19 protein-coding genes and 1 tRNA gene are annotated in these 23,148 nt (G+C 68.8%); 9 read left to right on the top strand and 11 right to left on the bottom strand.

Annotated elements, in window-relative coordinates; genetic code table 11:
* Window positions 1–4: 4 nt before the first annotated feature.
* The 3 genes from PVT71_RS16390 to pyrC form a co-directional block, all read right to left on the bottom strand.
* On the bottom strand, window positions 5–1,492 hold the full coding sequence (locus PVT71_RS16390; protein ID WP_353475135.1) for a replicative DNA helicase: 1,488 nt from the start codon (window positions 1,490–1,492) through the stop codon (window positions 5–7).
* Between the two features lie 286 nt (window positions 1,493–1,778).
* The gene (locus tag PVT71_RS16385; protein WP_353475134.1) at window positions 1,779–2,456 is read right to left on the bottom strand and encodes an orotate phosphoribosyltransferase; all 678 of its coding nucleotides are present in this window, start codon (window positions 2,454–2,456) and stop codon (window positions 1,779–1,781) included.
* Window positions 2,457–2,601: 145 nt separating this feature from the next.
* Window positions 2,602–3,636: a dihydroorotase gene (gene pyrC / locus PVT71_RS16380; RefSeq protein WP_353475133.1), complete on the bottom strand. Its 1,035-nt coding sequence runs from the start codon at window positions 3,634–3,636 to the stop codon at window positions 2,602–2,604.
* A 196-nt stretch (window positions 3,637–3,832) separates the two neighbouring features.
* On the opposite strand from pyrC, the gene PVT71_RS16375 reads away from it, so the two are divergent.
* A complete protein-coding gene (locus PVT71_RS16375) occupies window positions 3,833–4,912 on the top strand; it encodes a pyridoxal-phosphate dependent enzyme (protein ID WP_353475132.1) in 1,080 nt (359 codons plus the stop codon).
* A gap of 111 nt (window positions 4,913–5,023) precedes the next feature.
* Here the strand turns inward: PVT71_RS16375 and PVT71_RS16370 are convergent, their stop codons facing one another.
* Window positions 5,024–6,214 (bottom strand): cytochrome b/b6 domain-containing protein, encoded by a 1,191-nt coding sequence (locus PVT71_RS16370; protein ID WP_353475131.1) that lies wholly within the window; start codon window positions 6,212–6,214, stop codon window positions 5,024–5,026.
* A gap of 109 nt (window positions 6,215–6,323) precedes the next feature.
* A complete protein-coding gene (locus PVT71_RS16365) occupies window positions 6,324–7,070 on the bottom strand; it encodes a hypothetical protein (RefSeq protein WP_353475130.1) in 747 nt (248 codons plus the stop codon).
* 117 nt (window positions 7,071–7,187) lie between these two features.
* Between PVT71_RS16365 and PVT71_RS16360 the strand changes: the two genes are divergently transcribed.
* Complete coding sequence (locus tag PVT71_RS16360; protein WP_353475129.1) at window positions 7,188–8,060, top strand: glycosyltransferase family 2 protein; 873 nt, start codon at window positions 7,188–7,190, stop codon at window positions 8,058–8,060.
* 136 nt (window positions 8,061–8,196) lie between these two features.
* Here PVT71_RS16360 and PVT71_RS16355 read toward each other — a convergent pair whose 3' ends face one another.
* Both PVT71_RS16355 and PVT71_RS16350 read right to left on the bottom strand, forming a co-directional pair.
* Entirely contained in the window at window positions 8,197–8,712 is a 516-nt protein-coding gene (locus PVT71_RS16355; protein ID WP_353475128.1) for a hypothetical protein, read from the bottom strand.
* A 340-nt stretch (window positions 8,713–9,052) separates the two neighbouring features.
* Entirely contained in the window at window positions 9,053–10,432 is a 1,380-nt protein-coding gene (locus PVT71_RS16350; RefSeq protein ID WP_353475553.1) for a M20/M25/M40 family metallo-hydrolase, read from the bottom strand.
* Between the two features lie 417 nt (window positions 10,433–10,849).
* Here PVT71_RS16350 and hemA point away from each other — a divergent pair, with 417 nt between their 5' ends.
* The 4 genes from hemA (at window position 10,850) to PVT71_RS16330 (ending at window position 16,641) form a co-directional block, all read left to right on the top strand.
* Window positions 10,850–12,073: a 5-aminolevulinate synthase gene (gene hemA, locus PVT71_RS16345; protein WP_353475127.1), complete on the top strand. Its 1,224-nt coding sequence runs from the start codon at window positions 10,850–10,852 to the stop codon at window positions 12,071–12,073.
* Window positions 12,074–12,382: 309 nt separating this feature from the next.
* Window positions 12,383–14,014 carry a RodZ domain-containing protein gene (locus PVT71_RS16340; RefSeq protein ID WP_353475126.1) on the top strand — a complete coding sequence of 544 codons (1,632 nt, stop codon included), beginning with the start codon at window positions 12,383–12,385 and terminating at the stop codon, window positions 14,012–14,014.
* 126 nt (window positions 14,015–14,140) lie between these two features.
* Entirely contained in the window at window positions 14,141–15,274 is a 1,134-nt protein-coding gene (ispG, locus tag PVT71_RS16335) for a flavodoxin-dependent (E)-4-hydroxy-3-methylbut-2-enyl-diphosphate synthase (protein WP_353475125.1), read from the top strand.
* Window positions 15,275–15,279: 5 nt separating this feature from the next.
* Window positions 15,280–16,641 carry an ATP-binding protein gene (locus PVT71_RS16330; protein WP_353475124.1) on the top strand — a complete coding sequence of 454 codons (1,362 nt, stop codon included), beginning with the start codon at window positions 15,280–15,282 and terminating at the stop codon, window positions 16,639–16,641.
* A 2-nt stretch (window positions 16,642–16,643) separates the two neighbouring features.
* Here PVT71_RS16330 and PVT71_RS16325 read toward each other — a convergent pair whose 3' ends face one another.
* Together PVT71_RS16325 and PVT71_RS16320 are read right to left on the bottom strand one after the other, a co-directional pair.
* Complete coding sequence (locus PVT71_RS16325) at window positions 16,644–17,432, bottom strand: DsbA family protein (protein ID WP_353475123.1); 789 nt, start codon at window positions 17,430–17,432, stop codon at window positions 16,644–16,646.
* A gap of 40 nt (window positions 17,433–17,472) precedes the next feature.
* A complete protein-coding gene (locus tag PVT71_RS16320) occupies window positions 17,473–18,813 on the bottom strand; it encodes a M48 family metalloprotease (RefSeq protein WP_353475122.1) in 1,341 nt (446 codons plus the stop codon).
* 67 nt (window positions 18,814–18,880) lie between these two features.
* Here PVT71_RS16320 and PVT71_RS16315 point away from each other — a divergent pair, with 67 nt between their 5' ends.
* The 3 genes from PVT71_RS16315 (at window position 18,881) to PVT71_RS16305 (ending at window position 21,592) form a co-directional block, all read left to right on the top strand.
* Entirely contained in the window at window positions 18,881–20,026 is a 1,146-nt protein-coding gene (locus PVT71_RS16315; RefSeq protein WP_353475121.1) for an aminotransferase class I/II-fold pyridoxal phosphate-dependent enzyme, read from the top strand.
* A 93-nt stretch (window positions 20,027–20,119) separates the two neighbouring features.
* On the top strand, window positions 20,120–21,358 hold the full coding sequence (locus PVT71_RS16310) for an N-acetylmuramoyl-L-alanine amidase (RefSeq protein WP_353475120.1): 1,239 nt from the start codon (window positions 20,120–20,122) through the stop codon (window positions 21,356–21,358).
* A gap of 157 nt (window positions 21,359–21,515) precedes the next feature.
* Window positions 21,516–21,592: transfer RNA gene (locus PVT71_RS16305), tRNA-Arg, on the top strand.
* A gap of 22 nt (window positions 21,593–21,614) precedes the next feature.
* On the opposite strand, the gene PVT71_RS16300 is transcribed toward PVT71_RS16305, so the two are convergent.
* On the bottom strand, window positions 21,615–22,061 hold the full coding sequence (locus PVT71_RS16300; RefSeq protein WP_353475119.1) for a tyrosine-type recombinase/integrase: 447 nt from the start codon (window positions 22,059–22,061) through the stop codon (window positions 21,615–21,617).
* Between the two features lie 24 nt (window positions 22,062–22,085).
* Complete coding sequence (locus tag PVT71_RS16295) at window positions 22,086–22,592, bottom strand: hypothetical protein (RefSeq protein WP_353475118.1); 507 nt, start codon at window positions 22,590–22,592, stop codon at window positions 22,086–22,088.
* Window positions 22,593–23,148: the final 556 nt, after the last annotated feature.

The following is a 23,148-nucleotide window of genomic DNA, read 5'->3' as shown; positions in this document are numbered from 1 at the left end:
AGGCTCAGAAATTGTCGCCTTCGCCGTTCTGCCAGGGGCGCACGAGGTTGCCGAAGCGGGTGAAGCGGCCCTCGAAGCTGAGCTCCACCGTTCCGATCGGGCCGTGGCGCTGCTTGCCGATGATCACCTCGGCCTTGCCGTGCAGGCGCTCCATGCGCTCCTGCCAGGCGGCCATCTCGTCGAGCCGGTCGTCCGAGGGCTTTTCGCGTTCCACGTAGTATTCTTCGCGGAACACGAACATCACCACGTCGGCGTCCTGCTCGATCGAGCCCGATTCCCGCAGGTCCGAGAGCTGCGGGCGCTTGTCCTCGCGGCTTTCCACCTGGCGCGAGAGCTGCGACAGGGCGATCACCGGGATGTTCAGCTCCTTGGCGATGGCCTTGAGGCCCATGGAGATCTCGGCGATCTCGTTCACCCGGTTCTCGGCGGTGCCGCGCACCAGCTGCAGGTAGTCGACCATCAGCACGTCGAGCCCGTGGGTCCGCTTCAGCCGCCGCGCGCGAGCGGCGAGCTGGGCGATCGGGATCGCGGGCGTGTCGTCGATGAAGAGCGGGCAGGCCTCGAGGCTCTTCGCGGCATCGACGAAGCGGCGGAACTCGGCCTCGGTCATGTCGCCGCGGCGGATCTGCTCCGAAGGCACCTCGGCGGCTTCCGACAGGATACGCGCGGCGAGCTGCTCTGCGCTCATCTCGAGCGAGTAGAAGCCGACGACGCCGCCCTCGATCGCGCCCTCGGTGCCGTCGTGGCGCAGGCCCTTCTTGTAGGCCTTGGCGATGTTGAAGGCGATGTTGGTGGCCAGCGAGGTCTTGCCCATCGAGGGGCGGCCGGCGAGGATCAGAAGGTCCGAGGGGTGCAGCCCGCCCAGTTTCTTGTCCATGTCTACGAGGCCGGTGGAGACCCCCGCGAGTCCGCCCTCGCGCTGGTAGGCGGCGTTGGCGACGTTCACCGCGTCGGTCACCGCGCGCAGGAAGGACTGGAAGCCGCCCTCGGTCTGGCCCTGCTCGGCGAGCTTGTAGAGCGCCTGCTCGGCGGCGACGATCTGCTCGCGCGGCTCGGATTTCACGTCGACCTTGCTGGCGCGGTCCGAGATGTCGCGGCCGAGCCGGATGAGATCGCGGCGCACTGCGAGATCGTAGATCATCTGCGCGTAGTCGCGCACCGCGAAGCTCGAGACCGCGGCGCCGGCGAGGCGGGCAAGGTAGGCGGGGCCCCCGAGCTCTTTCAGCCCCTCGTCATCCTCCATGAACGCCTTCAGCGTCACCGGCGAGGCGAGGTTGTTCTTGGCGATGCGGGCGGCGGCGATCTCGAAGATGCGGCGGTGCACGGGGTCGTAGAAGTGATGCGGCCCGAGGATGGCCGCGACCCGGTCGTAGACGTCGTTGTTGGTCAGGATCGCGCCGAGCAACTGCTGCTCGGCCTCGATCGAATGCGGCATCGTGTCGGCCTGCTCGACCTCCACGCCGGTGGCGTTGAATACGCTGTGATCGTTCATGCCTGTCCCCGTGGCCTGTTGTCGCCGCGGCCCCTGCCGTGGGCCGACGTCTTGTCCTGTCCCTCTCGTCCCGCCGGCTCCCCCGAGTCCCGCAGGTCCAAGCGTCTTAGCGCGCCTTGGGGCCCGGACCAATCTGGAAATCCCTGTGGACTATTTCGGGATAACCGCAAAGCGCCACGAAACCCGCGGCCGGCTTCGAGCATATCGTAGCAGCATCACGGGTTTTCGCAACATTTGGTGGAGCTGGCCGGGCGGAGCGGCTTTCCCTCCGCCCGGGGAAAATGGCTTATGCGCCGTTTTCCGCCTGCCATTTGCGCGGATCCTCGAGGAAGGCCTCGACCGCCGCCAGCGTCGCGGGCTCGAAGCCGCCGCGCGCCTTGGCCTCGGCCAGCACGTCATGCCAGGTGCAGAGGTAGTGCAGCTGAACGCCATGATCGCCGAGCGTCTTCGTGGTCTCGGGGAAGATGCCGTAGTAGAAGATCACCGCGGTATGCGCGCAGGTGGCGCCGGTCTCGCGGATCGCGTCGACGAAGCTGAGCTTCGAGCCGCCGTCGGTGGTCAGGTCCTCGACCAGCAACACGCGCTGGCCCTCGGTCATCTTGCCCTCGATGCGGGCGTTGCGGCCGTAGCCCTTGGGCTTCTTGCGCACGTAGGTCATCGGCAGCGCCATGCGCTCGGCCACCAGTGCGGCAAAGGGGATGCCCGCGGTCTCGCCGCCGGCGATGTTGTCGAAGGCCTCGAAGCCGGCGTTGCGCATGACGGTGACGGTCAGGAAATCCATCAGCGTCGAACGGATGCGCGGGTGCGAGATCGGCGTGCGGCAGTCGATGTAGACCGGCGAGGGCAGGCCCGAGGCCAGCTTGAAGGGCGCATCGCCCATGAAATGCACCGCGCCGATTTCCCAGAGCATCCGGGCCGTCAGCCGGGCCATTTCTTCTTGCGAGGGATAGGACGAGGGGATCATGGGGCAGCTCCTTTGAAAAACCGCGCCCGCCTTAGCGCGAAAGCGCGGCTTCGGGAAGGGCACAGAGCGCCCCGCCCGCCTTTTCATCTTTCCACAAATACTCCGGGGGCGCGGGGGCAGCGCCCCCGCTCCGGTGTCCCGGGGATCAGGCGACGCGCCAGTGCAGCGGCATGCCGGGATCGAAGACGGTCACCGGGCCGGCGCCGGTCTCGATCTTGGCGGGGTAGGTGACGGGCGCGCCCTTCACCAGCGTCACGCTCTCCTCGCTCACCGGCAGGCGGTAGAAGGCCGGCCCGTTGCGCGAGGCGAAGTCCTCGAGCCGGTCGAGCGCCCCGTCCTGCTCGAAGACCTCGGCGAGGATCGACAGCGTGTTGGTCGCGGTGAAACAGCCGGCGCAGCCGCAGGCGCTTTCCTTGGCCGGATCGGTGTGCGGTGCGCTGTCGGTGCCGAGGAAGAAGCTGGCATCGCCCGAGGTCGCGGCCTCGCGCAGCGCCAGCCGGTGCTCCTCGCGCTTGGCGACGGGCAGGCAGTAGTAGTGCGGCTTGATGCCGCCGACGAGGATGTGGTTGCGGTTGATCACCAGGTGATGCGTGGTGATCGTCGCGCCGAGGTCGTCACCTCCCGCGCGGGCATAGTCCACACCCTGCTTCGTCGTGATGTGCTCCATGACCACGCGCAGGCCGGGCGTGGCGCGGCGAATGGGGTCGAGCACCCGGTCGATGAACACCGCCTCGCGGTCGAAGATGTCGACGTCGCCGTCCACCACCTCGCCGTGCACGCAGAGCGGGATGCCCTTCTCGGCCATCAGCTCGAGCACCGGGCGCACCTTGTCGAAGTCGCGCACGCCGGAGGCGGAGTTGGTGGTGGCGCCCGCCGGGTAGAGCTTCAGCGCGGTGATGATGCCGGCGTCATAGGCCGCGGCCACGTCCGCAGGATCGGTGGTCTCGGTCAGGTAGAGCGTCATCAGCGGGGTGAAGGTGCTGCCCTCGGGAAGCACCTCGAGGATCCGCGTCCGGTAGGCGGCGGCCTGCGCACCGGTGACCACCGGGGGCACGAGGTTGGGCATGATGATCGCCCGGCCGAAGTGGCGGGCGGATTCGGGGGCGATGCCGGCCAGCATCTCGCCATCGCGGAGGTGCAGGTGCCAGTCGTCGGGGCGGCGGAGCGTGATCTGGGTCATGCCCCGCGCGTTAGCACGCGCGCGCGCGCCGGGCCAGATGGCTTGCGCGCGGAGGCGGCGGGAAATGCGCCTCCGGGCAGGGGCGCCCGAAACAATTGCAGGCAGGACTGAAACCCTTGCAACCCGAGTTTCCGAGCAGGACGGCGCGGATTGGGGTAGGATGCCCCGACGGAAACACCTCAGGGAGAGAGAGACCATGGACGCAGCATCATCCCCCGAAACCCGCGGCCGCGGCCGGCTCTACGACAGCATCGTCGACACAGTCGGCGACACGCCCGCCGTGCGCATCAACCACCTCGCCCCCGAGGGCGTCGAGATCTACGTGAAGGCCGAGTTCTTCAACCCCGCCGCCTCGGTCAAGGACCGGCTGGCGATGAGCATCATCGAGACCGCCGAGAAGAACGGCACGCTGAAGCCCGGCCAGACCGTGGTCGAGGCGACTTCGGGCAACACCGGCATCGGGCTTGCCATGGTCTGCGCCGCGCGGGGCTACCCGCTGGTGGTGACCATGGCCGACAGCTTCTCGATCGAGCGGCGCAAGCTGGTGCGCATGCTGGGCGCCAAGGTTGTGCTGACGCCGCGCGCCGAGAAGGGCTTCGGCATGTACCGAAAGGCGGTGGAACTGGCCGAGGCGAACGGCTGGTTCCTCGCCCGGCAGTTCGAGACCGAGGCCAATGCCGCCGTGCACGAGGCCACCACCGGGCGAGAGATCGTCAACGATTTCGCCGGCAAGCGGCTCGACTACTTCGTCACCGGCTACGGCACCGGCGGCACGGTTACCGGGGTCGCGCGGGTGCTGCGCAGGGAGCGCCCCGAGACGAAGATCGTCCTGTCGGAGCCGATGAATGCCCAGCTCGTCGGCAGCGGCATCGCGCAGGCGCGCGGCCCGGACGGATCCCCGGCCGAGAGCCACAGCGCCTTCGAGCCGCACCCGATCCAGGGCTGGACCCCTGACTTCATCCCCGCCGTGCTGCAGGAGGGACTCGACGCGGGCGCCTATGACGAGCTGATCCCCGTCGCGGGCCCCGACGGCATCGCCTGGGCGAAGAAACTGGCGCAGAAGGAAGGCATCCTGACCGGCGTTTCCGGCGGCTCGACCTTCGCGGTGGCGATGAAGGTCGCCGAGAGCGCGGCGCCGGGCACGGTCATCCTCGCCATGCTGCCCGACACCGGCGAGCGCTACATGACGACGCCGCTCTTCGAGGGCATCGTCGAGGACATGGACGAGGAGGAAAAGGCGCTCTCGCGCTCCACCCCGTCGAGCCAGATGGGCTGAAACGACACAGAAGGGCGCGAGAAACCCCCGCGCCCTTCTTCTCTTTCCAAATACGCACGGCGGAACGGTCCCGCCGGGGACGGCGCCGGGCAAGGGCGCCAATCCACCCCGTCAGCTGCGCGTCGCGGTCAGCGCGACATTGACCTTCACCTCGAAGCTCAGCTGTTTCGGGTCCGCCATGCCGCCGCCGATGGCGTAGTCGCGGCGGTCGAGCGTGGTGGTGCCCTGCATCGTCGCGGTGCCCCCCTCGAGGGTCAGCTCGAAGGGCAGGGTGACCGGCACCTCGGCGCCCTTCATGGTGAGCGTGCCCTGCGCCTCGTAGCCCGTGTCGCCGCGCAGGATCTCGGCGCGGAAGGTGGCGGTGGGGAAGGCCTCGGCGTCGAAGAAATCGGCACCCATGGCCTGCTTGCTCACCGAACCGAGGGTCAGCGTCGGGATGGCGATCTGCACGGTCACGTCACCGGCCTTGCCCGGGGTCTCGCGCGGCTCGAAGGCGATCTCGGCGGTCCAGTCGGCGAAGCTGCCCTCGATCTCCTTGCCCATCTGCACGAGGCTGATGCCAAGCGTGCCCTCGGTCACCTGCCAGTCGGATTGCGCGGCCTCGAGCTGCGGCACCTCGGGCGCCTCCTCGCTGGTGAAGAGGCCTGCCGCCGCGCCGCCGCCGATCAGCGCGGCCCATGCGGCGATGGCAAGGACGAGCGGGCGGAACACCCGGTGCCCGGCGGCGGGCGTGCCGCTCGGCGCGCCCTTCAGCATCCGCGCCAGCGTGCCGTCGCGGTCGATCACCGCGTGTTTCAGCGCCCCGGCCACGTGCAGCGCCAGCGAGGCGACCAGCAGCCACTGCGACAGGAAGTGCACCGAGGCGGCGGTCTCGGCCACGCGGTCCGAGTTTGGCACGAAGGGCAGGTCCTGCCCGAACGGCCAGAGGATCGGCGCAAACCCCTCGGTCGCGGCGTGCTCGACCCAGCCCGAGAGCGGAACGATCACCAGCGTGGAGTAAAGCAGCCAGTGCACCGTCTCGGCGGCGAGGTTCTCGGCCCGGCGCTCGGGGTGCAGCGGCGCGGGCTTCACCTGCGTCAGCGCCCATAGGATGCGGACCAGCGCGAGGAAGAACAGCGTCACGCCGATGGTCTTGTGCACCGAGAAGAGCTGCGCCTTGGTGGCAAGCTCGGCCTCGGTGGCCCAGGGCGCGACATGGGCGATCCAGCCGAGCGGGATCATGATCAGGATGCCGAGCGCGGTCAGCCAGTGCAGGCTGCGGGTGACGGCACCATAGGCGGTCTTCGTATTGGCGAGGGACATCGTGGCCTCCTGGCTCGGAATGCGGTTCCGGCGAAGATCGGTCATGCCGCGGCGCAGCGCAATTTGCGCGGATGCACAGATCCCGTGCGCGCCGCCGGCGGGGCCCTGCTCAGTAGCGGTACCCGAGCGCCGCCTCGAGGCCGAGGTCGAGCCGCGCGCGCAGGAACTCCATGTCCTGCAGCGAAAGTTCCGCCGGGGTCGCGGGGCGCGGCTCGGGCACGGCGGGCTTGAACTTGCTGCCGAGGCGCTTCTGCACCGGGCGCAGCGGGCCGCCCTCGGGCAGGGCGAACTGGTCGCGCAGCATCGCAAGGAAGGCCTCGGGCTCGGCCTGCACCGCCTCGAGCCGGCAGAAGAGCAGCGCGCAGCCGCGGTTGAAGAAACTCGTCAGCCCCGCGAGCTTGGCCCGGCGCAGCGCGAAGAGGTCCTCGAAGGGAAGGCCGGTCAGCGGATGCCGGTCGTGCTGCAGAGGCTGTCCCGCGCCGCCAAGCGCCGCCACCTGCGGGAAATAGCGCGGCCGGTCGGCGAGCGTCGCCCATTCGGCGCGCAGGAACTCCGCGAAGGGCAGGCGCTGCATCCCGGGCGGGCAGTGCCACGGCTTGGCATGCATCGAGCGCGCCCAGTCGGTCGCATTGCGGGTGACGCAGACGATCAGCGTGTCCCCGGGGATCGCGGTCATCTGCGGGAAGCCGTGTTTCCAGCCCAGCTCCTCGGTCGGCACGAGCGGCGTGTTGCGCCCGATCAGGCGCTTGACGAAGTTGGTGCCCGAGCTGCGCTCGCCGAACACCTGGTAGCGGGTGATGCCGGGGGCGGGCCGGTGGACCTGCCAGCCGATGCTGCTGAACTGCTGCGAGATCATCGCGGCCTCATGGTTTTTCGGCACGATAGCGGCAGCCCCGGCGATTGGCGATTCTCTTTCCGGGCCAAGGCGCTATGTTGCGGCAAAGCCTGGGTTCGGACGAGTTGGAGTGAGCAGATGCAGACCGTGGCCGCCGCTGTCACCATGGTGCGCGACGATGTCTTCTTCCTGAAGGCCTGGCTGCGCCATTATGGCCGCCTGCTCGGGCGCGAGAACTGCTACGTCATCAATCACGGCCGCGGGGCCGAGGTCGCGGCGCTGGCCGAGGGCTGCAATGTCATCGGCATCCCCGGCGATCCGCATCCCAACTTCGACATGAAGCGCTGGCGACTGCTCAACGGGCAGGTGAACGGGCTGCGCAGCTACTACCGGCACGTGATCGTCGGCGACGTGGACGAGCTGGTGGTGCTCGACCCGGCCGAGGGCAACCTGCTCGATTTCCTTGCAAGGCAGCCGCTGCGCCGGGTGCTGACGCCTGTGGGGCTCGAGGTGATCCACCGGCCCGAGCTCGAGCCGGAGCAACTGGGAGAGGCCATTCTCGGACCGCGCCGCCACCTGCGGCTGGCGCCGCATTACGCCAAGCCTTGCGTCGTCTCGCGGGGCACGAAGATCGCGCGGGGTGGGCATTTCACCCAGGCGTCGAAGCTCTTCACGCCGGAGCCGCTCTACCTCTTCCACCTGAAATTCTGCGACTTCGGCGAGTATGTGGCGGCGACGGACCGGCGCAACCGCGTGACGGGGGATCTGGGCGTGGGGGTGAGGGAGGCCGCGATCGGGCGCCACTGGTTTGCCGAGGCGCGGGGCGAGGATCGGGCGGTCTTCGACGGGTTCGCCGAAATGCCGATGGAGCAGGGGTTCGATTTTGCCGAGCTGCGCGCTCGCATGCATCGCAGCTGGCAGCCGCGGGGCGAGACGGGGTACTGGCAGTTCGACCGCTCGGAACCCGATAGGCAGTACCTGCTGCCGGAACGGTTCTACGGTCTGTTCTGAGGCGCTCTGCCTGGCCCTTGGGCCGGGAGTGCGGTCTTGAGGGTCTTGAGGCGCGCATCCGGGCCATGGGCCGGGGCGCATCGGGAAAGGCGTGGCCTGGTCGTCGTCCTGCCCGGGGTGCCGGGACGGTCGGGGATCAGTTTCCGAGCGAGCTGACGAAGGTCGTGCCGCTGATGTCGAGGCCGCCGGTGGTGCGCACCGAGTTGCTGGCCGAGGCGATCAGGTTGCGGGAGTTCGCGTCGAGCAGGCCGAGCCCGGCCTCGAAGGTCTCGGCGGGAACCATGCTCAGCATCACGGCGGCGCTGATGCCGGCGAGGATGCCCGCGGAGTTGCCGCGTGCCGAGCCGCGGCGGCTGACGACGCGCAGCAGGTGCATCATCGCCATGACGCCCGAGACGGCGAGCAGGGCGGCGAGGGTGCCGAAGACGTAGACGTGGTATTCACGGGGCAGGTTGCCCTGCAGGAGGCTCGTCTCGATGACCTGCTGGTTGCGGGCGATCGCGATCACGACGCCGGCCCAGGCGAAGCCGAGGATGCCCGAAACGAGCGGGCGCTTGGAGGTGCGTGCGGCGGTGCCTGCGTCGCTTGCACCGTACCGGGCGAACTGCGGATCGATGCGCCGGACGCGGGCTTCGAAATCTGCGTGTGTCACTTTCCGGACTGCGTAGGCTCTCATGATCCTAGCTCCTTCTGCCAGATGCCGCCGGCTTTCTGCCCGCAGGGGGCTGTTCAAGCTCCCGTTGGAATCGACGCTAGGAATCGAATGTGGCGAAATGTGGCGGCGAATATGGCGTGCGTCGGATATCTTCTTGGCGAAGTTGGGCATCCGTTCGGACCATCCACCTATCCCTTCGGATTAGTGCGCCGGGAAGCCCAGAAAATAAGGGGTCCGGGCTTTGTCGCCTCAGTGACAGGCAAATATGAATTTGTTGTAAATGCTGGGGTTTGGCGGGGCGCGAAATCCGCGCCCCGCCCAGAAAACTGCTCAGATCTCAGGCAGCGTTCGCCATGGCGTCGAGGATTCGGGCCCAGCTGCGAATCCCCTTGTGGAAGGATTCGAGGTCGTACTTCTCGTTCGGCGAGTGCAGCTGGTCGTCGTCCTTGCCCCAGCCCACCAGCATCGCGTCCATCTGGAGGATGTTCTGGAAGTAGCCGGCGATCGGGATCGAGCCGCCGCAGCCCGCGTAGGCCGCCGGTTCGTCCCACTCGTCGCCGAGCGCCTTGCGGGCGGCCTCGAAACCGGAGTGGGTGGTGTGCATCTCGGACGCGGGCGAGCAGCTGTGGTCCTTCCACACGACCGAGCAGTCGGAGGGTACCTGCGCCTCGACCCAGGCGCGGAAGTTCCTGCGGATCGCCACCGGGTCCTGCGTGCCGACGAGACGGAAGCTGATCTTGGCCGAGGCCTCGGCGGGGAGCACGGTCTTGAAGCCCGCGCCGGTGTAGCCGCCCCAGATGCCGTTGATCTCGGCGGTCGGGCGCGACCAGATCATCTCGATCGGCAGGTGGTCCTTCTCGCCCGCGGGCTTCGACAGGCCGACGCCGTCGAGGAAGGCCGCCTCGTCGAACTCCAGCGCCTTCCACTGCTCGAGGATCTCCGCCGGCAGGTCGGGCACGCCTTCATAGATGCCGGGAACCTGGATCGTGCCGTTCTCGTCGAAGAGCCCGCCGAGGATCTTGGTCAGCACGCGGATCGGGTTCATCGCGACGCCGCCGTACATGCCCGAGTGCAGATCCTTGTCGGCCGCCTTGATGGTCATCTCCTCGCCCAGAAGGCCGCGCAGGCGGGTGATGATCGCCGGGGTCTTCGACTGGAAGAGACCGGTGTCGCAGATCAGCGCGATCTCGGCTTTCAGCTCTTCGGCGTTCTCCTTCATGAAGGGGATCAGCGACGGCGAGCCGCTCTCTTCCTCGCCCTCGAAGAAGAAGGTGATCTTGCAGGGCAGGGTGCCATGCACCGCCTTCCACGCGCGGCAGGCCTCGATGAAGGTCATCAGCTGGCCTTTGTCGTCCGACGAGCCGCGACCGCGGATCACCTTGCCCTTGGCGGTTTCCTCGATCGCCGGGTCGAACGGGTCGCGGTTCCACAGGTTGAGCGGATCGACCGGCTGCACATCATAATGGCCGTAGAAAAGCACGTGCGGCCCCGGCCCGTCGACATGGCCCACCACCATCGGATGGCCCGGGGTGGGGCGCTTGCTGGCCTCGACGCCGATGCTGGCGAGATCGGCCACGAGCCAGTCGGCGGCCTTGTCGCAGGCCGCCTTGTACTCGGGGTCGGTCGAGATCGAAGGGATTCGCAGAAGCTCGAGCAGCCGGTCGATCGCGACCGGAAGATCGGCGTCGATCTTGGTGAGGACGGTGTCCAAAGACACGTTTTCTTGAGCCATGTTGGGGTTCCTTCTTGCGCGTTGCGCGGAGCGTATCACCCGCCCCGGCGCTGTCCAGAGCGCGCGCGGCGCGCGGCGGAACCGGCGACAGGGCGCCGCAGGGACGTTGAAAAGAAGGGGGGACCGCCCATTTTCCGCGGCAGGAGTGCAGCTTGGCCCGCGCAGTGTGGCGGCGCGGACCCGGGCGCCGATGCGCGGCACGGTGACACTAAGGGAAACCTCGTTTGGAAACGTTACTCCAAAAGTCTTGATTCAAATCAAGGGCGCGACGGTTAGTCTCATTCTAAAGCGTGGACACGGGGCTGCCTGAACGGTATCCATTCACGACCATGAATGCGGCCCCGAGACCGCATAAGCGCCGCGCCGAACGCGGCCTCTACAAGATGAAGGAAGGAGATACCGGTGGACTACACCGCGAAGCTCGACGAAGCCCTTGACCGTCTTCACGCCGAGGGGCGCTATCGCACCTTCATCGACATCGAACGCAAGAACGGCCGCTTCCCCCATGCCACCTGGCGCAAGCCGGACGGCAGCGAGATGCCGATCACCGTCTGGTGCGGCAACGACTACCTCGGGATGGGCCAGCACCCGGTGGTGCTTGCCGCGATGCACGAGGCCATCGACGCCACCGGCGCCGGCTCGGGCGGCACGCGCAACATCTCGGGCACCACGGTCTATCACAAGCGGCTCGAGGCCGAGCTGGCGGATCTGCACCAGAAGGAGGCCGCGCTGGTCTTCTCCTCGGCCTACATCGCCAACGACGCCACGCTCTCGACCCTGCCGAAGTTGTTCCCCGGCCTCATCATCTACTCGGACGAGCTGAACCACGCCTCGATGATCGAGGGGATCAAGCGCAACGGCGGTGCCAAGCGCATCTTCCGCCACAACGACCTTGCGCACCTGCGCGAGCTTCTGGCAGCCGACGATCCCGCGGCGCCCAAGCTCATCGCCTTTGAATCGGTCTACTCGATGGATGGCGACTTCGGCCCGATCGCGGAGATCTGCGACCTTGCCGACGAGTTCGGCGCGCTGACCTACCTCGACGAGGTGCACGCGGTGGGCATGTACGGCCCGCGCGGCGGCGGCGTCGCCGAGCGCGACAACCTGCTGCACCGGCTCGACATCATCAACGGCACGCTGGGCAAGGCCTTCGGCGTCTTCGGCGGCTACATCGCGGCCTCGGCCAAGATGTGCGACGCGGTGCGCTCCTACGCGCCGGGCTTCATCTTCACCACCTCGATCCCGCCGGCGGTGGCGGCAGGGGCGGCGGCCTCGATCGCCCATCTCAAGCAGGACCAGGCGCTGCGCGAGCGGCACCAGACCCAGGCGAAGATCCTCAAGCTGCGGCTCAAGGGGCTGGGGATGCCGATCATCGACCACGGCTCGCACATCGTGCCGGTGATCGTCGGCAACCCGGTGCACACCAAGAAGCTGTCGGACATGCTGCTCGAGGGCTACGGCATCTACGTCCAGCCGATCAACTTCCCGACCGTGCCGCGCGGCACCGAACGGCTGCGCTTCACCCCCTCGCCGGTGCACGGGCCGAACGAGATGGACAAGCTGATCCAGGCCATGGACGCGCTCTGGTCGCACTGTGCGCTCAACCGCCAGGAACTGAGCGCCTGATCCGCGCGGAAGGCGGATCCCTTCGAATAGAATCGTGTTATTGTGACCCCGCGGTTTCCAAAATCGCGGGGTTCTGTTTTGTTCCGGAAACTTCCTTCGGGGAATGGGGAAAACCCATGCATCCTGCGCAGAAGCGCGCCGATGACCACCTGATTTTGTGTAATTTCAGTTGTTCTGTGCTAACGTAACCTCAATAAAGGCCGCGACCCGAATCGCGAGCCCGTGATTTGGCAGGCGCAGTCTGGGACGGTGGAGCACAAGGCGGAACGCATGATTGGGCGTAATTCCCCTCGTATGTCTGAAGACGAGATGAACGCGGACACCACGCCGCGCGGCTTCGACGATTTCACCCTGCACCTGGGCGACGTGATGCGCGGTGAGCGCGCCACCATGGGCAAATCCCTTCTCGACGTGCAGCGCGAGCTGCGCATCAAGGCGAGCTACATCGCCGCGATCGAGAACTGCGATCCCTCGGCCTTCGACACGCCCGGCTTCATCGCCGGCTACGTCCGCTCCTACGCGCGCTATCTCGGCATGGACCCCGACGAGTGCTACCGGCTCTTCTGCGAGGAGAGCGGGTTTGCCGTCGCGCATGGCATGTCCGAGAGGGCCTCGACGATCCGCAAGGGCAACGGCGACCTGCCGGCCCCGGTCGCGCGCGACATCTTCGAACATCCCCGCATGCCCTTCGTGCCCGCGGGCGAGTCCTTCTTCTCGCGCATCGAGCCCGGAGCCATCGGCTCGCTGCTGGTGCTGGTCGCGCTGCTGAGCGGCATCGGCTACGGCGGCTACGCGGTCCTGCGCGAGGTGCAGCGGGTGCAGGTCGCGCCCGTCGACCAGACGCCGCTGGTGCTGAGCGATCTCGACCCGGTGCAGACCACCACGGTCACGCCCCCCGAGGAAGGCAGCCAGCAGGTCGCGAGCGCCGATGGCGCGGGCCCGTTCTCGCCGCCCTCGAACGAGGCGCTGGACCGGCTCTACCGCCCCAAGGCGCTGGACGTGCCGGTGCTGGTGGCGCGCGACGCGCCGATCTCCTCGCTCGATCCCTCGACCGTCGGCGCCTTCGCGCAGGCCGAGCGCAACCAGCTGCCGCAGGTCGATCCCACGACCGTCGGGGCCGAGATGCAGGTGGCCGGGCTTCCCGCGCCGCTGCCCGGAACCGAGCAGCCGCAGGCCGCGCTTCTTGGCGGCAAGACCGTGACGCTGGTCGCGGTGCGCCCCGCCTGGGTGCGCGTGCGCGGTGCGAACGGCAAGGTGCTCTACGAGCGGGTGATGGAGCCGGGTGACACCTGGACCGTGCCCGAGGGCCAGTCCGAGGCCAGCCTCACGGTCGGCGAGTCGGGCGCGCTCTATCTTGCGACCAACGGCCAGACCCTCGGCCCGCTCGGGCCGAAGGGGCAGGTGACCCGCGACGTGGCGCTGCTGCCCGAGGTGGTGACCGCCGCCTACAAGCCCGCCGTGCCCGAGACCGACGGCGACCTGCAGCGCGTGCTGGCCAAGCTGAACGAGAATGCGGTTCCCGCGGCGGCGCAGACGCTGGTGGCGCAGGCCGCCCCGGCGGTGACCCAGCCCGGCGCGCCGAAGGTGCTGCAGGACGCGGCGCCCGGCGTGACGATGATCGCGGTGCGTCCGGCCTGGGTGCGCGTGCGCTCGGCCGACGGTTCGGTGATCTTCGAGAAGACCATGCGCGCGGGCGACACCTGGACGGCCCCGGCCACCCAGGACCCGGCCAGCGTCCGCGTGGGCGAATCCGGCGCGGTCTACTTCGCGGTGAACGGCCAGACCTACGGTCCGGTCGGCGCCTCGGGGACGGTGACCAAGAACCTGCCGCTTTCCGTCGAGCACCTGACCACCGCCTACAAGGTGGCCGATCTCACCCGCGACGCCGACCTCTCGCGGGTCGTGGCCGAACTGAGCGGCGACCTCGTCCGGGCCGACTGAGCCAAGTCTCACGCCATTGCGTCCGCGACGCCGCGCTTCCGGCGCGGCTCGCCTCTGGTTTCGGGCGGCGGCGGGCGCTATGTTGCGGCTGAATACCAACGCATGCCCTCAGGAGGCTTTCTGTCCATGAGCCACAACCCGATCCGCCCCTGGCGCAGCATCGAGCGCCGCAAGTCCCGGCAGATCATGGTGGGCAACGTGCCGGTGGGCGGCGATGCACCGATCTCGGTGCAGACCATGACCAACACCATCACCTCCGACGTGAAGGCCACCGTCGAGCAGGTGCAGCGCGCCGCCGAGGCCGGGGCCGACATCGTGCGCGTCTCGGTGCCCGACGAGGCCAGCTCGAAGGCGCTGAAGGAGATCGTGCGCGAAAGCCCGGTGCCGATCGTCGCGGACATCCATTTCCATTACAAGCGCGGCATCGAGAGTGCCCTTGCCGGCGCCGCCTGCCTGCGCATCAACCCCGGCAACATCGGCAGCCCCGAGCGTGTGCGCGAGGTGATCGCCGCCGCCCGTGACAATGGCTGCTCGATGCGCATCGGGGTGAACGGCGGCTCGCTGGAAAGGCACCTGCTGGAGAAATACGGCGAGCCCTGCCCCGAGGCGATGGTCGAGTCCGCGCTCGACCACATCCGCATCCTCGAGGACAACGATTTCCACGAGTTCAAGATCAGCGTGAAGGCCTCGGATGTCTTCCTGTCGGCCGCCGCCTACATGGGCCTGGCCGAGGCGACGGACAAGCCGATCCACCTTGGCATCACCGAGGCGGGCGGGCTCACCTCGGGCACGATCAAGAGCGCCATCGGCCTTGGCCAACTCTTGTGGATGGGTATCGGCGACACGCTGCGCGTCTCGCTCTCGGCCGATCCGGTCGAGGAGGTCAAGGTCGGCTACGAGATCCTGAAATCGCTCGGCCTGCGCCACCGCGGCGTCAACATTATCTCCTGCCCGTCCTGCGCGCGGCAGGGCTTCGACGTGATCAAGACCGTCGAGGCGCTGGAGCAGCGGCTCGAGCACATCAAGACGCCCATGTCGCTGTCGATCATCGGCTGCGTGGTGAACGGGCCGGGCGAGGCGCTGATGACCGATGTCGGCTTCACCGGCGGTGGCGCGGGCTCGGGCATGGTCTACCTGGCGGGCAAGGCGAGCTACAAGATGTCGAACGACCAGATGATCGACCACATCGTCGAGGAGGTCGAGAAGAAAGCTGCCCAGATCGAAGCCGACGAGGCCTCGAAGGCGCAGGCAGCGGAGTAGTCAAGGTGCGGCGGGCGCGCGTCCTGGCCGGGATCATCCCGCCCGCCGACCAACTGCTCGACCTGACGGCGCTGCGCAGCCTCGAGGGGATGCGGCGCTCGCAGGGGCTGCTGAGCATCGGGCTCGTCGGCGCCGCCGCGCTCGCCATCTGGGTCTTCATGGACGTGAAGGCGATGCTGCCCTGGCTGGGCGTCATGCTCGCCACCTTCGCGCTGCATTTCCACGTCGTGACCTCGCTTCCCGACCGCGGCTACCGGCGGCACCTGGTGCTGCCCGTGGCGACGCTGGTGCTTTCGGGGCTGGCCTACATCGCCGGCGGGATGATCCTCTGGGTGCAGTCCGACCCGGGGCTGACAATCCTGTCGCTGCTCTTCATCTTCGTGGCGCTGCTCAACACCCTGTCGTACCGGGTGCAGATGCGGCTGCTGCTGATGCTGGACCTGTCGCTCATGGGGGTGGGGGTGCTGGCCCGCGCCGTCTGGCTCTGGCTGGCCCATCCCGGCACCCCGGATACCGTGCTGGTGAGCGTGGCGTTGCTGGTCTGCTACCTCTATTTCTGCCGCGTCGCCTGGAACGTGATGCGCACCCGCGAGCGGCTCGAGATCACCGCGCGCGCGGCGCTGGCCGAGGCGCGCGGGCAGGCGCTCGAGCAGCTGACCGGCGGGGTCGCGCATGACTTCAACAACCTGCTGACGGCGGTGCTGGGCAACATGGAACTGGCGCGGCTCTCTCACACGGCGGCCGAACGCGAGGAGCTGATGGCCGAGGCCGAGCGCGCGGCGCGGCGCGGCGCCGAGCTGACGGGCCAGCTGCTCGCCATCTCGAGCAGCGCGCGGCTGCGTCCCATGGCGCTGAGCCCGGACGAGCTTCTGCAGGGGGTGCCGGGCCGCGCCGCCGAGGTGCTGACCCCGGAGCACGAGCTGCGGCTGCGGGTCGATCCCGACCTGCCGCAGGTCAGCGTCGACGCGCCAAAGCTGCAGACCTGCCTGATCGAGCTGATCTGCAACGCGCGCGACGCGATGCCCGGGGGCGGGGAGATCGAGCTTTGTGCGAAAGCTGCGCGGCTGGGGGCCGGGCACGGCGTCTGCTTCGAGCTGCGCGACAGCGGCACCGGCATTCCGCCCGACCTGATGCCGCTGGTCTGCGAGCCCTATTTCACCACCAAGCCGGTGGGGCAGGGCTCGGGGCTGGGGCTCGCAATGCTGCGCGGCTTCGCCGAGCAGTCGGGCGGCAGCTTCGAGCTGAGCTCGCCGGGGCCGGGGCAGGGCACCTGTGCGCGCCTCTGCTTCCCGGCCGCGCCGGCCGCGTCACAGGCGGGGGGAGGCCCGCGACCGACCCGGGCCCGCGCCGCCTCGCCCGCTGGGTAGTCTCAGCTTTCGTCGCGCACCTGCTTGAGGATCTGGCGCATCCCGTCGATCGGCACGTAGCCGCGCAGCATCTGGTCGCCGAAGACGAAGGTCGGCGTGCCGCTGATCTGCAGCTTCGAGGCCAGCTCGTGGGTTTCCTTGATGCGGCGGTCCACCTCGGGATCGCTCATCCTTGCAAGGATCTCGTCGGCGTCGAGCCCAAGGGTCGTCGCCAGCTTCGTCAGCACGGGCTCCGAGGGTTCCTGCTTGAGCGAGATCAGCGCATCGTGCATCTGCTTGTAGGCGTCGGGGCCCGCGACCAGCATGGTGGCGAGGGCGAAGCGCGACGAGGTCATGGAATCCTGTCCGAGGATCGGGAATTCCTTGATCACGATGCGGATGTTGCCGTCGCTCTTCACCAGTTCCTCGACCTCGGGGAAGGCCTTGCGGCAGTAGCCGCAGCGGTAGTCCGAGAACTCGACGATGGTCACGTCGCCCTCGGGGTTGCCACCCACCCAGCTGTAACCGTCGTCGAAGAGTGGGCCGGCGAAGGAATCGACGAGGTCGCCATCGGCGGCGGCCTGCTGTTCGGCCTGCCGGGCCTCGAGCGCGCTCACCGCCTCCATGATGACCTCGGGATTGTCGAGCAGGTACTCGCGGACCTCGGCGCGGAAGGCCTCGCGCTGCTCGGGCGTCAGCTTCTGAAGGTCGAAGTCCTGCGCCAGCGCAGGGGGCGCCATGAGCCCGCTGGCGATGGCCAGCGAGGCGGCGGCACGGCGAAGGGCGGTGCGGCGGGTCGAAAAGGTCTGCATCTTGTCTCCGTCGGTCATGGGGCGCCCGCTCGGGGCGGTGTCAGCGTTTCCTTGCGGCGCGCTCAGATGCGTCTAGCACATCCTGCGCGCGGTTCCACGGGGCGGATCCGCGCGGCAGGAGATCCACCGCGCGTTTCGCATGAATGCCTGCGTCCTGCATCCGGCCCTCGAGCGCGTAGCGTTGCGCCGTCGCCTCGGAGGCCATCGCGTCGTTGCCCGCGCGCGCATAGGCGACCGAGAGGTCGCGCAGGATGCGCGGGTCGGCCCAGTCCCGGCCGCGTGCCTCCTCGAGCGTGGCGAGCGCGGCCTTGAACTGTCCCGAGGCGAGCTGTGCCCGGCCGAGCCCGCCCAGCACCTGCGCGTTGCCCGGCGCAAGGCCGCGGGCCTGCGCATAGACCCGGGCGGCTTCGGCCGGCTGGCGGGACTCGAGCAGGATCTGCCCCTTCAGGTCGTGATAATACGCGTCCTTGGGGCGCAGCGCGATGGCGCCGTCGATGGCCCGTAGCGCGCCGGGAAGGTCGGTCTGCCGGTGCCGCGCCACCGCCTCGCGCATCAGCGCGATGTCGCGGCTGCCGCTGTCGCCGAGCCGGCCCAGCGTCCAGCCCGGAGCGCGCAGGAAGGCCGAGAGCTTGCCGCGGGCGCGGAGGAACCAGTAGTCGGCGGCGGCATCGTTGGTCTCGGGCACGCGCGCCGCGGCGACGAGCCCCTGCGTGGCGCGGAACCGGTCGCGGGTCAGCGGGTGGCTCTGCATGTAGGGATCCTGCCGCCCGACGTTCAGCGCCTCCTGCCCGAGGAAGATCTCCTGCACCTCCAGCGCGCCGCGCGGGTCGATCCCGGCCTGCACGAGGGTGCGGATCGAGGCGATGTCGGCCGAGCTTTCCTCGGCGCGGCTGTGGCCGAGGAAGCTGCGCAGCGCCGAGCCCTGCGTTCCCAGCGCCAGCCCCAGCGCGGCCTCGCCGCTGCCGGTGGCCGCGCCGGTCGCGGCGGCCAGCACCATGCCCAGCCCGGCGGCGGTGCGGGCGGCGCGCATGTTCTCGGTGCGCCGGGTGATGTGCCCGCCGGTGATATGCGCGGCCTCGTGCGCGATCACCGCCTGCAGCGACTTGGCGTCGGGCAGCTTCATGATCAGGCCCGAGTGCAGGAAGATCCGCGTCGTGTCCGTCACGAAGGCGTTGAGCGTGTCGTCCCTGAGCACAATGATATCGACCTGCGCGGGGCTCAGCCCCGAGGCGCGCAGCACCGGCGCGGCGATCTCGGTCAGGGCGTGCTCGAGGTCCGCGTCTCGCAGCAGCGTCGCGCCATGCGCGGCAGGTGCCGCAAGCAGGACCGCGGCAGCGCAGAGCGTGGCGATGCGGCGCAGTGCGGCGCGCGGTCCCGGCATTGACCCTCCCCCGGAAGCTTCGTACTCCGCCCGAAGACGATGTGCCGAGCCACCATGGGAGAGAGACATGCGAAACTCAAGCCGGGGGGCGGTCGATCCCTTCATCGTGATGGACGTGATGGAGCAGGCCCGCGCCGCCGAGGCCGCAGGCCGCCACATCATCCACATGGAGGTCGGCCAGCCCAGTTCCCCCGCGCCCGAGGCCGCCCGCAAGGCGCTGGCCGCGGCGATGGAGAACGACGCGCTCGGCTACACCGTGGCGCTCGGCATTCCCGAGCTGCGCGCGCGTATCGCCCGGCTCTACGGCGAGTGGTACGACGTCGACCTGAACCCGAACCGCGTGGTGGTGACGCCGGGCTCGTCGGGCGGCTTCATCCTCGCCTTCTCGGCGCTCTTCGATTCCGGCGATCGGGTGCTGCTCGGCGCGCCGGGCTATCCCTCGTACCGGCAGATCCTCAAGGCGCTCGACCTGCGGCCCGTCGAGGTGCAGACCGCGGCCGAGAACCGCTACCAGCTGGTCCCGCAGGACATCGCCGCCACGGCGTGCGAGGGCGTCATGGTCGCCTCGCCCGGAAATCCCACGGGCACGATGCTCGGCAAGCCCGAGCTCGCGGCGCTGGTCGAGGCGGCGCAGGCGCGCGGCGCCTCCTTCCTGTCGGACGAGATCTACCACGGCATCGACTACGACCGGAAACCGGTGACCGCGCTGCAGGTGTCGGACGATGTCTGCGTGATCAACTCCTTCTCGAAGTACTTCTCGATGACCGGCTGGCGGGTCGGCTGGCTGGTGGTGCCCGAGGCACAGGTCCGGCAGGTCGAGCGGCTGGCGCAGAACCTCTTCATCTGCGCGCCCAACGCCTCGCAGGTCGCGGCGCTGGCGGCGATGGACGCGACCGAGGAGCTTCAGGCCAACCTCGCGGTCTACACGAAGAACCGCGCGCTGATGATGGAGGGCCTGCCGAAGGCCGGGTTCGACCGCATCGCGCCGCCGGACGGGGCCTTCTACGTCTATGCCGACGTGAGCCACCTGACCACCGACAGCCGCGCCTTCGCCGCCGAGATCCTCGAGAAGGCCGGGGTGGCGGTGACGCCGGGGCTCGACTTCGACCCCGAGCGCGGGGCGGGGACGCTGCGCTTCTCCTACGCCCGCGGCACGGCGGAGATCGAGGAGGGGCTCGCGCGGCTCAAGGCCTTCATGGACGCGCGCGGCTGACCTCCCGGACCGCGGGTCCAAGCATGTCCCCGCGTGCGAATCCCGTGCGGGGCTGCTAGGCTCCGGCCCAACAACAAGAAGACAGACGGGCGGATGGGCAGTTTTCTCCGGATCATCGCGGCGGGCGCGCTCTGCGCACTGCTGGGCGGCGGCGCACAGGCGCAGGACCTTGGGCAGGACCGGGCGCTTGGCGGCCAGGCGCGCTTTGCCGCCGGCGGGGTCAGCGACGGCGGCTGGGGCAGGGGCACCGAGCTCACGCTCTCGCTGAGCCAGGGCGTGCCGTGGCGCGCCTTCACCCTGACCGACCCGCCGCGGCTGGTGATCGACTTCCGCGAGGTCGACTGGACCGGCGCCGATGCCGCCGCCATGGACCGCTCCGAGGCGGTGGAGTCGCTGCGCATGGGCCCGTTCCGCTCGGGCTGGTCGCGGCTGGTGGCCGACCTCGCGGGGCCGATGATCATCTCCCGCGCCGGAATGAGCGTCTCGACCGAGACCGGCGGCGCCGAGCTTGCCCTGCGGCTCGAGTCCAGCAGCGCCGAGACGATGGCCGCGCGTTCAGGCACGCCGCGCGATCCGCGCTGGGACCTGCCGGAGCCGACGGCCAAGGCCGCGCCGCGCCGGGCCGAGACCGCGCCGCTGCGCATCGTGCTCGACCCCGGCCACGGCGGCATCGACCCGGGTGCGCAGCGCGACGGGCACAACGAGGCCGACCTCATGCTGACCTTCGCCCGCGACCTGCGCGAGGTGCTGCGCCGCGCCGGCTACGATGTGCTGATGACGCGCGACGCGGATGTCTTCGTCTCGCTCGAAGGCCGTGTCGCGCTCGCCCATGATGCCCGTGCCGATCTCTTCATCTCGCTGCACGCGGACGCGATCGAGCAGGGTGTGGCGCATGGCGCCACGGTCTACACGCTCTCGGACGATGCCTCCGACGCCGCCTCCGCCGCGCTGGCGGAGCGCCACGACCGCGACGACATCCTCGCGGGGCTCGACCTGTCGGGCTCGGACGACCGGGTGGCGAACGTGCTGCTCGACCTCGCGCGGCTCGACAACGCGCCGCGCGGCAAGGCGCTGGCGAGCCATCTCGTGGAGGGGATCCGCAATGCCGTGGGGCAGGTCCACAAGCGCCCGCAGCGGCAGGCCGGCTTCTCGGTGCTGAAGGCGGCGGACATTCCCTCGGTGCTGATCGAGGTGGGGTTCCTGTCGACCGAGGAGGACCTGCGCCACCTGCAGGACCGCGCCTGGCGCGCCGGCATGGCGGCCGGCATCCGCGACGGCATCGGGGCCTGGGCGCTCGAGGACACGGCGCTGTCGCGGCTCCGGCGGCGGTAGATGCCTTGGATGCGACGGTGCGCGCGGGCCCCGCAAGTCCCGGAAAACACGGCTAACCCTGCGGCAGCCAAGGCCGCGTGAGAGGCCGAAAAGAAGCGCGCGGGGGCACCGATTTGACATTGCGGAGCGTTCCGCAATGCCGTAAGACCCGCCACAGGCACCCGTAGCTCAGCTGGATAGAGCGCTGCCCTCCGAAGGCAGAGGCCAGGGGTTCGAATCCCTTCGGGTGCGCCACCTTCCCAAAAAGTCGCCGCTTTTAACTGGTTTCCGAACGATAGTTGGAACTGGGTACGGCCGAGTTGGAACTTTCTGTTCCCTCTATGGTCCTGAGCAGGTCCGCGCTCTTGCTATAGCGCGTGGCCTCGCCCCCAGTCTCGTGTCCAAGGACGGCCATCCGCTGTTCCGCGGTCGCGCCATTCTCCTTGAATATGCTGGCCCGGTGCTTCCGGATGCCGTGAGCCGAAAGATGCGCAAGCCCGGCGTCATCGCACGCGCGACTGAACCATTGCGCTGCGGCCTTGTGCGATCGCACTCGGCCGGTGCTGGTGACCATGTAGGTCATGTATTTCAGCGGTTGTGCTGCTTCGGCCTCGGCAAGGTCGTCGGTGTGCTCGAACCAGGCCGGAGCGTCGGTGCCCATGGGACAGGTCGCCAGGCTTCCGGATTTCTTCCTGATGTAGGTCAGCCAGCCGTCGCGGATCATCCCTGGCCCAAGCACGCACGCGTCTCAAATGCTCGCGCACGTCCGGTGCATGAGTTCAAACGCGATGCGCTGCGCGGTAACAAGCTCCCAATGCTTGCGAAACGCCGCGACATCCTCGCGCGTCCATGGCGTTTGGCCGTCGGTCTTCGGTGTGGCTCTCGGGCGCACCTTCTCCGCGGGGTCGTCATTGATATGTCCTGCGTCGACGCACCAGCCGCAGAAAGCGCGCCAGACCTTACGGCGATTGTTGGCCGGGTGTGGCTCGAAGCGCGCCAGGTCCTTGCGGATGTGGCGCGTCTCGAGGTCGGCCAGCATCGAGCGCCCCCACGTGTCCTCCATCTCGGTCAGGAACCGCATCCAGACGCCGCGGGTGGACTCTGCGCACGATAGGAAGCGGTCGGAGGCCCTGAAGGCCCTCAGAGCGGCTCCTATCGTGCCTGTGCGCGGTTCGGGCTTGGACTTGATCGGTTCACCCGCCAGAGCGACGTAGGCCGCGAGAAACCCAGGGTGATCAATAGGCAGATCAGGCATCGGCGTGCCCTTCTGCCCTTTGGGTCGAAAATAGAAGCATGGCTTCCCGCTTCGGAAGGTCCCGGACCGGTTGGGTGTTTCAATCGAGCACCCCGTCGCACGAGTTCCCCCTTTTTGTTGGCTTTGACGACGCTATCGCGCCGGGTTCCTGTGGGACAGGCCGGATGGTTCCTTGGCGCGGGCAGACCTCGACGATCCACCAGAACTCGGATGCAACCTCCGCGGCGCGGGGCAGCTCGGCCGCGGTGAATACAGGAACGCCCATCGCTACAACTCCCCATCGAGAAGCGGAGCCGCCCTGGCATCTCTCTCTGCCTGCGCCTTGGTGTGCGGCCGGGAGACGGACTTGACCAGGTAGTCGCGGCACGCCGCCTGCCATGCCGTCACCGGCCAACTGCAGCCAGACCAGTGCGGCCGCGCGGGGACAAGGAACGTCAAACACTGAGCGAGGGCAATATCGTTCGGAAGGTGGTGGGTGGCCGTGGCCATGGTGGAGGCGGCTTCCTCTCGACAAGTCATGGCCACACCTCCGCCTTCGTCGAAGGGTTCACATAGG

Source organism: Salipiger sp. H15 (assembly GCF_040409955.1).
In the GTDB taxonomy this organism is placed as follows: domain Bacteria; phylum Pseudomonadota; class Alphaproteobacteria; order Rhodobacterales; family Rhodobacteraceae; genus Salipiger.
The sequence above is the reverse complement of the archived record's forward strand: the minus strand, read 5'-3'. Positions and strand labels throughout refer to the sequence as shown.